The following is a 9809-nucleotide window of genomic DNA, read 5'->3' as shown; positions in this document are numbered from 1 at the left end:
GTCTCTCGCCCCATCCCAAACCAGTGGGTGGAGGAAGGCTTGTGAAACAGCCGTTCCGAGGCTATCTCTCCCTTGAGGAAACGAAGTCCAAGAGTGGGGCCGACAAAGCCTCAAAGGCCGTAAGCCGCCATGCAAAAGGAAACTGCCAAGGACGGGGGTGCACGCACGCCGGTCCTGTCGGTCAAGGACGTGTCGTATTGGTATGGTGCCAAGCAGGCCCTCGACGACGTGAGCTTCGATGTCTACTCCGGCAAGGTAACGGCCCTTCTAGGCCCGAACGGCGCCGGGAAGACGACGCTCTTTTCCCTCATTACCCGCCTGTTCGATGCGCCCACGGGACGTATCGAGATCGACGGCCGCTCCGCGGCCGATTGGGGCTTCAAGGCGCTGGGGCCGCTAGGCGTGGTGTTCCAGCAGCCGACTCTCGATCTCGACCTGACCGTGAAGCAGAACTTGCGCTATTTCGCGTCGCTCAGGGGTCTGAAGCGCAAAGAAGCGGATGAGCGTATGGACCGTGCGCTCACGGCGCTGGACATGAAGGAGCGGATTGGGGAGAGAGTGCGTTCGCTTAATGGCGGCCATAGACGCCGTGTAGAGATTGCTCGCGCCTTGCTGCATAGTCCGAAGCTGCTTCTGCTGGACGAACCGACCATCGGCCTCGACGACCCGACGCGCGCGGCCATCGTGCGGCATATCCACGAGTTGGCGCGCACGGACAATATCGGCGTGTTGTGGGCGACTCATCTGTTCGATGAGATCGAGGCGGACGACGATCTCGTCGTCCTAAGCAAGGGGCGCATCGTGGCGCGGGGCGAGGCGAAGGCGGTGGTGGCGGACACCGGCGCCAAGGACTTGGGCGAGGCTTTCAGGCGCTTGATTGGCGGCGATGCCGAGGAGGACGTCGCCATATGAGCTTCCTCCATTATGTCCGGGCCTTTCGCGGCATCGTCTGGCGGGAACTCTTGCGCTTCCTGCAACAACGAGAGCGATTCTTCGCGGCGCTGGTACGTCCGCTGATCTGGCTCATCATTTTCGCGGCAGGGTTCCGCGCGGCGCTCGGCATCTCGATCATCCCCCCATACGAGACCTACATCACGTACGACGTCTATATCACGCCGGGTCTGCTCGCCATGATCCAGCTGTTCAACGGCATGCAGAGCTCACTCTCCATGGTCTACGACCGCGAGATGGGGTCGATGCGGGTGTTGCTGACAACGCCCCTGCCGCGATGGTTCCTCCTCGTGGCGCGGCTGTTCGCCGGAGTCCTGGTTTCCCTGTTCCAGGTCTATGCATTTTTGGCGGTCGCCTGGCTCTGTGGCGTCGAACTGCCGCCCTGGGGCTATCTCGTGGCCCTTCCGGCGCTCATCCTCACGGGCATGATGTTCGGCGCGCTTGGCATGCTGCTCTCCTCGACCATCAAGCAGCTCGAGAATTTCGCAGGCATCATGAACTTCGTGATCTTCCCGATGTTCTTCGCCTCCTCGGCGCTCTATCCGCTGTGGAAGATGCGCGAGGGCAGCCTCACGCTCTATTACATCTGCTTCTACAACCCCTTCACCTGGGCGGTGGAGCTCATCCGGTTCTCTTTCTACATGAAGATGAACTGGGAGGCGTTGGCGGTGGTGGCCGGCTGCACCGCGGTCTTCCTGGCCCTGTCGGTCTGGGCTTACGATCCCTCGCGGGGCATCCAGCAACGCAAGGCGGCGGCGCCCGCCGCGGCCGGCTGAGGACGCCTCAGAGAGGCCTCTTAGGCCCGAGAAGTTCGCGGGGAAGCGTTCCAGAAGATCGGTGTGAAGCGCTTCGATCATCTTGGGATCCCGCTCTCTTTGCGGAACGTCGATGGTCTCGACCGCCACGACATGAGTTGGCCGGGGCGCCAGCAGCACGAGCTGATCGGCGAGGAGTATCGCCTCACGGGCGTTGTGCGTGACCAGCAGCGTCGTGGTCGGGCGAGCCGACCAGACATCGAGCAGAAGCCGCCTCAGGCGATCTGCGGTCTTCTCGTCGAGCGACACGAACGGTTCATCGAGCAGAAGCAGGTCGGGCTCGGTGGCGAAGGCCCGGGCCAGCGCCACGCGTCGGGCTAGGCCCAGAGACAGTTCTAGCGGGTAGCGCGATAACATGTCCGCAATGCCCACCGCGTCGGCCAACCGCTCGAGATTCTTTTCGGAGAAGTCGGGCGCCGCGACCAGCTCGATATTCTGACGCACCGTGCGCCAGGGCAGAAGGCGCGGCTCCTGGAACATGAAGCCAAGCCTCGCGTCGGCCGGCATTTCGATCTCGCCGGAGAACTGGTCGTCCAGCTGGGCGACAATCCTGAGCAGGGTGGTCTTGCCGCAGCCCGACGGCCCCATGAGAACGGTCATGCTCTCAGGCTTGAGGTCGAGGGAAAGATCCCGGATGGCTGTCAGCCTCGTGCCGTCAGCCCCGATATGGGTCTTCTCCTCGATGCGAATGCTAAACTGGCTTGTTACGCCAGCGTGTTGAATATCGTTCAAGGGGCTGCACCAATAGGTATTCGATCGCGAGCATGACCGCCACGAAGGACAGCGTATAGCCAAGGATGGCGGTCACATTGAAGAGCTGGAAGTTGAGGTGAAGTTCGAAGCCCACGCCGTTCGGCCGGCCGAGGAGTTCGACCACAAGCACGATCTTCCAAATGAGCGAGAGTCCCGAGCGCGACGCGGCGGCAAAATAAGGCTGAAGCTGCGGCAAGGTAACGTTGCGGAACTTGCTCCACGGGCTCATGCGGTAGGCGCGCGCCATCTCGTCAAGACCGGGGTCGAGGGCCCGGGCGCCCTCGCGCAAGGTCACCACCACGTTGGGAATCTTGTTGAGGGCGACGGCGCCGATGGCGGCCGCCTCGTTCAGCCCAAACCACACATAGGCGAGAATGATGATCACGAGCGCCGGCAAATTAAGAAGCACGATGAGCCAGGGATCGAGCACCCGGTTCACCGCCGGCATCTGTCCCATGATCAGGCCAATGGCGCTGCCGATGACCATGGCAACCACGAACGAGGCGATGACGCGCCACAGCGTGATTCCGAGTTGAAACAGCAAATCGCCGTGCACCGTCTCTTCGTAGATGTAGTCCAGGACCGCGGCAGGGCCCGGCAGCAGGCGGCTCTGAGCAATCTCGGCCCCCACGAACCAGATGAGCAGAAAGCCAGCCACGGACAGAATCGAGGACCACGGGCCGCGCGTGAGCCACGCGCCCCGGCGGGCCTCCGGTCGGGCAAAGGTCATACTCACTGGCTAGTCTCGTGCCAGAAGGTCCCCGGCGCCAGTTCCGTGCCGGAGCCCACCAGCTTGGTTCCGCCGAGCTCGCGCAGGAATTGGTAGAGGACCTTCGCGTCGGCTTCTTCCGCGGCGATGGGCCGTTCGGGGATGCCCTCCCGGTAGCGGCGTCTCAGCGCCTCGAACGTGGCATCGTTAAAGGTCGGGTCGTTGGTGCCCATGAGCGGCCTCAGCCGGTCCCACTCCGCGTCGGATGTCGCCAGCAGCTCGTTGGCTTTGGCGGCGGCGTTGAGAAAACCTTCGATCGCTTTAGGGTTCTTGTTCGCCCAGGCTTCGTTGAAGACATAACCGACCATGGCAACCTCGCCCTTGGCGCCGAGCTCGCGAACCACCTCCTCAAGTCCGATCAATTGCGTGAAGCCCAAAGCCTCGAGACGCGCGGCATAGGGCCAGAAATTGAGCACCGCATCGATGTCGCCTTGCTTCGCCCTCTCGGCCAGGAGAGGCGGCGCGCCATATTCTTGGGTTGTGTCGGTCCGCAAATCGATATTCGCGGTGCGCAGCGCATAAGCCACGATCAGCAGCCAGCTCTTGTCGAGCGGGCCGCCGGCGACGCCAAGCGTCTTGCCCTTCAGATCGGCCAGCGTCTTGATGGGCGAATCCGGGGGAACCATGATGGCGCCGAGCGCCGTGGAGAACGGTGCGAAGGTGAAGTCGGCGCCGCTGGTCCGCTCGCGCGAGACCCAGAGCCAGTCCGTGGCGATGACGTCCATCGAACCGCCTTGCAAGCCAACGGTCGTCGCCTGGGTGCTAGCCAGCGGTGTGACGTCGAGCTCAATGCCTTCCGCCTTGTCGAGCCCGTTGGCCTCGATGGTATCGAGAACCCAGCTTACGGTGCCGAACTTCAGGACACCGACCTTGACGGTTTTCAGATCCTCCGCATGTGCAACGGTGCTGCTCGCCAGAGCGAAAATCAAAAAAGCTACCAGACGTGACCGCAACGGGGCTCCTCCACGTTCATTCTTGGTTCCAGGTTCTTTGGGACGAGCCAGGCGTAGCGCACCCGAAGCTCCTGTCGCTGACGGGCAGGCGCGGCCATGGCCCTTTTGGCAAGGCCCGGAAGCGTTATGGCGCGTAGTCGGCGAGAGTGGCGAGGCATAATCTAACCGATGGACCGCGCTTAGCAAGGTTCCAATTCCACCCTGCCAGGACTCTGGCGGCGTTCCTGGAAAAAGCCCATGGCCCCGGATCCGCATCAGCCCGCCGCCTTTAGCCTATAGCCGTGGCCGCGCACCGTTTCGATCAGAGGGTCGCGGCCCTTGGTGTCGATCTTGCGCCGAAGCCGGGCAATATAGACGTCGACCACGTTGGTCAGGGGATCCTCGCTATAGCCCCAGACCTGGTTGAGGATGCGGGTGCGCGAGAAGACGCGGCCCGGTGCGCCCATCAGAAGCTCGAGGATGGCCAACTCCTTCGCGGTGAGCTTGATAGCCTCGCCGCCACGCTTGACCTCCAGCAACTCGCGGTCCAGCTCGAGATCCGAAACTTTCAGAACGTTGGAGCTTTGCGCGAAGTTGTGCGAGCGGCGGAACAAGGCCTCGATGCGTACCAAAAGCTCATCGAAATCGAAAGGCTTGGTGAGATAGTCGTCGGCGCCGATCTTGATGCCTTTGATCTTGTCCTCGAGCGCATCCATGGCCGTCAGCATCAGGATCGGCGTGTGTTGGCCCTCCTGGCGTAGGCGCTGACAAACATCGTAGCCGTGCATATCGGGCAGCATGAGATCCAGAATGATCACGTCAACTCGCCGGTCTTGGCGAGTTCGACACCCTCGCCGCCGGTCGGGGCCACGGTCACCCCATGGTTCTCCGCGCGAAGGCCACGGTCGATGAAATCGGCGACGCGCGGTTCGTCTTCGACCAAAAGCACGTTCACGCCTGTCCCCCCTCGGTATCCGCCGGCAAAGTGACCACGACGGTCGTTCCTTCGCCCTCTTTGCTCTCCATCTCAATCCTCCCCTTGTGGGCCTCCACGATGGCCTTGGCGAGAGGGAGGCCAAGACCGAGCCCTTCCTCGTTCATCTCTGTGGCGTTGCCGCCGCGGCGGAAGCGCTCGAAAATTCCCTCGAGCTCGCCCGCCGCGATCCCGACGCCGGAATCCGAAACCTGCACCGTCACCTTGCCATTGGACCGTCCGACCCCGACCTCGATCACACCCTTGGAGTTGGAGTAGCGAACGGCATTATCAAGGAGAACAAGAAAGAGCTGCCGCAGGCGAGCGGGGTCGCCACGGACCATCTCGTGGCTGGAGTCGTTGGCGAGGGTGATGCCGACGGCCTTGCTGTGAGCGATGACCTTCGCGTCGCCACAGACCTTCTCAACCAAATCCGTCAGATCCAGAGATTGAAGTTTAAGCTTGGCGGCGCCGGCGCTTGGCGGGCAATAAACAAGAGGTCGTTGACCAGCACGGAGAGATGCTTTGCCTGCTCGACGATGCGCTCGATGGACTGTTTGTATTCGGCGACCCGCTTGTTCTTGCCGCGCAACGAGATCTCGCCTTCGCCGCGGATAACGGTAAGCGGAGTGCGCAGCTCGTGGCTGATATCGGCGAAGAAGCCGCGCCGGGTCTCGTCGATCTTGCGCAGCGACTCGTTTGCTTTGCGCAGCTCTTCGGTGCGCTCCTCGACGATGGATTCCAGATTGGCGTGAGCGTCCTGCAACGCCTTCTGATGGGCTTGGAGATCGGCGGCCATGCCGTTGAAGCTGCGGCCGAGCTCGGCGAACTCGTCGCGGCCCGACACGGAAATGCGATGGGAGAGGTCGCCTTCGGCAAGCTTCCGCGTGCCGTGTAAGAGCTCGGCCAAAGGCGCGCGCAAGCCGCGGACCAGAAGAATCAGGAGGCCGAGGGTGGTGAGAATGGCGAGCGCGGCGTGGATTTGGCTGATTCGCTCAAGCCGCCCGAGCAGGGTGGCCGCATCCGCGTCGATCCTCAGCACTTCGGCGGTCTCGTCGGCGACGGCAACCTCGATCAGCTCATTGAGCTCCTGGTCGATGCCGCCTCTGAGGAGCTCAATCAGGTTTTGCCAGGCGATGTCGGGACGGCCGCGGCTCCTGAGCTGCTCGACCTCGGCGAGCTGATCGAGCGTGTGCTGGTACTCGCGCCGGATGGCCGCGAGCCGGTCGAGCTCGGCCGTTTCCGCGCGGTGCTCGGTGCCGCCGACCATGGCCAGTTCTTTCTCGGACAGATGTTCGAGCGCGGCCAGGTCCGACTCGATGACCTTGTTCAGGTAGGCGGCGCCGAGAGGCCGGTCGGTCATGCCCGTCAGCAGGGTGTCCGTCCAGGCTTTGAAGAGCTGTTGGCTGTGGCGGGAGAGCTGAAGCTGCCGCTCCAGTTGCTCATGGGCGATGCGGGAGCGCGTCAGATAGCGGTGGGATTGGGCCACGCCCCAATAGGCGAGCGCCGCCGCGGAAAGCGACATGGCGAGCAGCAATCCGGCCGCGATCAGGAGCTTGGTCCGATACCGCATGAAGCCTTCAGATCTCCTTGGCTGTCGGGGAGGGCCTTGGGACCCTTCTCCACGGCAGTTCTCCCTGCCGTCGAGCGGACGGCAAGCTACCTATACTGCATTTTTTCGAGGAATGACGGGTTCCAGGGGGTGTTTGGCTGGCACTCACTTCGTGAAACCGTCGCGGCAATTCCCGCTTAGTTTGCAATTCTTTCCCGCCTAGCTTGCTAGACATGACAGTATTGACGTTGGATATTTCTCCCCTGGAAGGGAACGCCGAAAAAGCGGGCAAACCGCTGGGCGTCTAGGGGGTTGGGGGCGTCTCTTGCGTTCGGCGTGGCGAAGAACGGGTTCGGTCTGCGGAGCGCGGTCAAGGCCGCAGGACGCGGTCTCAGCGATCGTCGGGGTTCGGCAGACCGTTCGGGAAGTTCTTCCTCACTGTCAGGGGTATGTCAGGCAGGTTCCAGTAGGACTTCCTCGCTTTCGCACCAGGGGGCGCAAGTGAGGAAATTTCTGCGAACGGTTCCTTGGCTCTTTGCGGCCACTGCGCTGATGACGGCCATCAAAGCGCAGGCCGAATACGAGATCCCCGAAGTCGATGCGGAGAAGGGCGCGATCGAAGCCGAGTATCGCGGCGCCTCCCATTGGGGTTTGCCGCGCGCGAACGAAGAGGACGATCTCGATCTCCTGCGCCAAAGTCACGAGGTGGAGTTCCAGTACGGACTCACCGACTGGTGGATGCTCCGCCTCACACCGAATGTCGAACAGCCAGACGGCGAGTCGATCGAACTTGCTTCAATCGGTGTCGAGACGCAATTCGTGCTCGTGCCACGGAGGGGCGGAACGTTCGGCTTGGCGCTGATGGCAGGCTACGGCCCAAACTCGCTTTTCGTCGACGGCGATGACCCGGACGAGTTCGAGTTCGGACCCGTCATCGAGGCCGCGCCGGGACCGTGGCTGTTCACCTTCAATCCGCGCCTGTTCGATGAGGTCGGTAGCGCCCAGGATCAGGAGTGGCTCGGCTTCGAGTACGCCGCGCAAGCCCGCTACAGCGTTACCGACCGATGGGCGCTCGCCGTCCTAGGTTTCGGCGAGATCGAAGAGCTGGTCCACGCCGGTCCATTCGAGGCTCAGACCCACGTGTTCGGCCCAAGCCTCTATGTGTTCTCGGCGCCGGAGGCGGAACAGGAATGGAGCTTGGGCGCCGGCGCTTGTTCGGTCTGACGGACGTCTCGCCTGAGACGTCGCTGCGCATCACCTTCGCGGTGGAGTACTGAGATGCGCGTCGCGCGCCGCGTACTCCAGCGTGTCATGGCCGGCACCGCTCTGCTTCTGCTCCCGGTGGCGCCGGCGCTCGCCGAGTTCGAGATTCAAGAGTCGACCATCGACCCCGGCGAGATCCAGCTTCAATATCGCGGCGCTTGGCATTCGGGTTTACCGAAGGGAGACGCCGCGGATCTGGATGTGCTGCCGGACGAGGAAGAGGCCCCGCTGCGCCAGAGTCACGATGTCGAACTGCAGATGAGCATCACTAGCCACTGGCTCGTGGCCCTGACCCACACCTTCGATGAGCCCATAGCGGATGATTTCCGGCTCAGCGCCCTCGAGGTTGAGAGCCAAATAGAACTCATCACATTAGTCGGAGACGGGTTGGGATTGGCCGTGCAAGGCGGCGTTGAGAAACCCCTCTTGGAGGCGAGGCGGGAGGAGGCCTCCGATTTCAGCCTGGGGCCCATCATCGAGCTGGCCAAGAGCGACTTCTTGCTGACGCTGAACCCTTTGTTCTTCCGCGAATTCGGGGAGCTGGCAGAGCAGGAAGGCTGGGGATTCGAGTATGGTTGGCAGGCCAAATACGACGTCACGGAGCGGCTCGCCTTGCACTCGAAATGTTCGGCGAGATCGACGAGCTAAGGAACAGCGGGTCGTTCGACGAGCAGCAGCATAGTATCGGGCCTGCGTTCTATTACACGCTCGGCGAAGCGGAGGTGGATGAATTCGGCAAGGGCGAGGGCGCCGAGCTTGTCCTCAGCCTTGGCGCTCAGTTCGGTCTTACGGAGCAAACCTCCGACGCAGCCCTGAAAGTCTTTATCGGCTACGAGTTCTTCTAACCGACAACGTCCTTCGGTTAGCGGACGGAGAACTTGAACGGCACCGACACCTCGATCGTCTCTTCCCCGACCTCGTCGGGAATTGCAGGAAATGGCGAGGCCCTCTCGATTGAGGCCATGGCCGCGTTGTCCAGCTGCTTTGAGCCGGAACTCTTGACGATCCTGTGGGCCACGAGTTCGCCGTCCGACTTGACGGTCAGCCGCACGACTGCGGTGCCGATCAGGGTCGTGCGCGGGTTTACCTTGCTGCGCTCGAGATGGGTTCTCAGTTTGCCGAGGTAGGCCCGGTGCGCCGTGGCGTCACCGCCCTTCTTCTCCTCGCCCGAGCTTTCGCGCATGGCTATGACGGTTTCTTGCTGAACCGTGGCGACCTGCTGCGGGAGCGGCTGCTCTTTGACCTCAGGCTCGGGCTCTTTCACTTCTTCCCGTTTGGGTTCGGTCACCTCTTCGGGTTTGACCTCTTCCACCTCCTCGGGCTCGATGACGTTCTCCTGCTCGGGGCCGGTCTCGGAGGTGAGCACTTGTTGCTCCTCGACCGGCTTCACTTCGGGCACGTCCTCGACCGGAAGCTCCTTTTGCTCTTCGATCGCTTCGATCTGCTCGAGTGGTTGGGCGGCCGCCGTCTGCACGGGCGGGGCCTCCACGGCTTCCACCGAGACGACGTCCTCACCCAGCTTGGCGACGCCTTGCAAGGCAATGCCTTGCTCGATCATCATGATGTCGTCGCCGGTTCCCTGCTCGAGGGCGGCGCCGCTCGAAGACGGCCAAAGCATGACAGCCGCAAAGGCACCGTGGATGCCCAGCGAGACCAGCCATGTGATGAGACGGAGCGCCATGATATCTCGCTCAGATGCCTAGGGGCTGTTGCCCGCCGCTCCCCCATTGGCCTTCGGCTGGGACAGCAGGGAGACTCGCGCATAACCGCTTTGTCCGACGCGGCCGAGAATCTCCATCAC

Annotated in this window: 13 protein-coding genes and 1 pseudogene; 6 read left to right on the top strand and 8 right to left on the bottom strand. The window is 62.6% G+C overall.

Annotated elements, in window-relative coordinates:
• Positions 1 to 129: 129 nt before the first annotated feature.
• The 3 genes from AUC71_RS00450 to AUC71_RS20545 all read left to right on the top strand — a co-directional run bounded on the left by AUC71_RS00450 (position 130) and on the right by AUC71_RS20545 (position 2087).
• Complete coding sequence (locus AUC71_RS00450) at positions 130 to 912, top strand: ABC transporter ATP-binding protein (protein WP_069622677.1); 783 nt, start codon at positions 130 to 132, stop codon at positions 910 to 912.
• A complete protein-coding gene (locus AUC71_RS00445; protein WP_069622676.1) occupies positions 909 to 1727 on the top strand; it encodes an ABC transporter permease in 819 nt (272 codons plus the stop codon). The genes AUC71_RS00450 and AUC71_RS00445 overlap by 4 nt, the downstream gene beginning before the upstream one ends.
• 63 nt (positions 1728 to 1790) lie before the next feature.
• A complete protein-coding gene (locus AUC71_RS20545) occupies positions 1791 to 2087 on the top strand; it encodes a hypothetical protein (RefSeq protein WP_069622675.1) in 297 nt (98 codons plus the stop codon).
• Here the strand turns inward: AUC71_RS20545 and AUC71_RS20540 are convergent.
• The 7 genes and pseudogenes from AUC71_RS20540 to AUC71_RS00415 all read right to left on the bottom strand — a co-directional run.
• Positions 2076 to 2354: pseudogene (locus AUC71_RS20540) on the bottom strand (ATP-binding cassette domain-containing protein); the annotation flags it as partial. The gene AUC71_RS20545 and the pseudogene AUC71_RS20540 overlap by 12 nt on opposite strands.
• Positions 2355 to 2457: 103 nt before the next feature.
• Positions 2458 to 3249 (bottom strand): ABC transporter permease, encoded by a 792-nt coding sequence (locus AUC71_RS00435; RefSeq protein ID WP_083237941.1) that lies wholly within the window; start codon positions 3247 to 3249, stop codon positions 2458 to 2460.
• A 2-nt stretch (positions 3250 to 3251) separates the two neighbouring features.
• Entirely contained in the window at positions 3252 to 4241 is a 990-nt protein-coding gene (locus AUC71_RS00430; protein ID WP_244500727.1) for an ABC transporter substrate-binding protein, read from the bottom strand.
• 254 nt (positions 4242 to 4495) lie between these two features.
• Positions 4496 to 5038, bottom strand: a complete 543-nt coding sequence (locus AUC71_RS00425; protein ID WP_244500726.1) for a response regulator transcription factor — start codon at positions 5036 to 5038, stop codon at positions 4496 to 4498.
• Positions 5035 to 5175, bottom strand: coding sequence for a response regulator (locus AUC71_RS20535; RefSeq protein ID WP_244500725.1), 141 nt, complete (start codon positions 5173 to 5175; stop codon positions 5035 to 5037). Before AUC71_RS20535 ends, AUC71_RS00425 begins: the two co-directional genes overlap by 4 nt.
• Positions 5172 to 5624: a sensor histidine kinase gene (locus AUC71_RS00420; RefSeq protein ID WP_069622674.1), complete on the bottom strand. Its 453-nt coding sequence runs from the start codon at positions 5622 to 5624 to the stop codon at positions 5172 to 5174. The genes AUC71_RS20535 and AUC71_RS00420 overlap by 4 nt, the downstream gene beginning before the upstream one ends.
• Before the next feature lie 5 nt (positions 5625 to 5629).
• On the bottom strand, positions 5630 to 6766 hold the full coding sequence (locus AUC71_RS00415) for a histidine kinase dimerization/phospho-acceptor domain-containing protein (RefSeq protein ID WP_069622673.1): 1137 nt from the start codon (positions 6764 to 6766) through the stop codon (positions 5630 to 5632).
• 531 nt (positions 6767 to 7297) lie between these two features.
• On the opposite strand from AUC71_RS00415, the gene AUC71_RS00410 reads away from it, so the two are divergent.
• The 3 genes from AUC71_RS00410 to AUC71_RS00400 are packed head-to-tail and all read left to right on the top strand — an operon-like array spanning position 7298 to position 8853.
• On the top strand, positions 7298 to 7969 hold the full coding sequence (locus AUC71_RS00410; protein ID WP_069622672.1) for a hypothetical protein: 672 nt from the start codon (positions 7298 to 7300) through the stop codon (positions 7967 to 7969).
• Positions 7970 to 8023: 54 nt separating this feature from the next.
• Complete coding sequence (locus AUC71_RS00405; RefSeq protein WP_069622671.1) at positions 8024 to 8656, top strand: hypothetical protein; 633 nt, start codon at positions 8024 to 8026, stop codon at positions 8654 to 8656.
• Positions 8632 to 8853 carry a hypothetical protein gene (locus tag AUC71_RS00400; protein ID WP_069622670.1) on the top strand — a complete coding sequence of 74 codons (222 nt, stop codon included), beginning with the start codon at positions 8632 to 8634 and terminating at the stop codon, positions 8851 to 8853. Before AUC71_RS00405 ends, AUC71_RS00400 begins: the two co-directional genes overlap by 25 nt.
• 17 nt (positions 8854 to 8870) lie before the next feature.
• On the opposite strand, the gene AUC71_RS00395 is transcribed toward AUC71_RS00400, so the two are convergent.
• On the bottom strand, positions 8871 to 9689 hold the full coding sequence (locus AUC71_RS00395; RefSeq protein ID WP_069622669.1) for an energy transducer TonB: 819 nt from the start codon (positions 9687 to 9689) through the stop codon (positions 8871 to 8873).
• Positions 9690 to 9809 lie beyond the last annotated feature (120 nt).

Source organism: Methyloceanibacter marginalis (assembly GCF_001723295.1).
Classification (GTDB): Bacteria; Pseudomonadota; Alphaproteobacteria; order Rhizobiales; family Methyloligellaceae; genus Methyloceanibacter; species Methyloceanibacter marginalis.
Note: the sequence above shows the minus strand (reverse complement) of the source record. Positions and strands in the feature narration are given on the sequence as shown.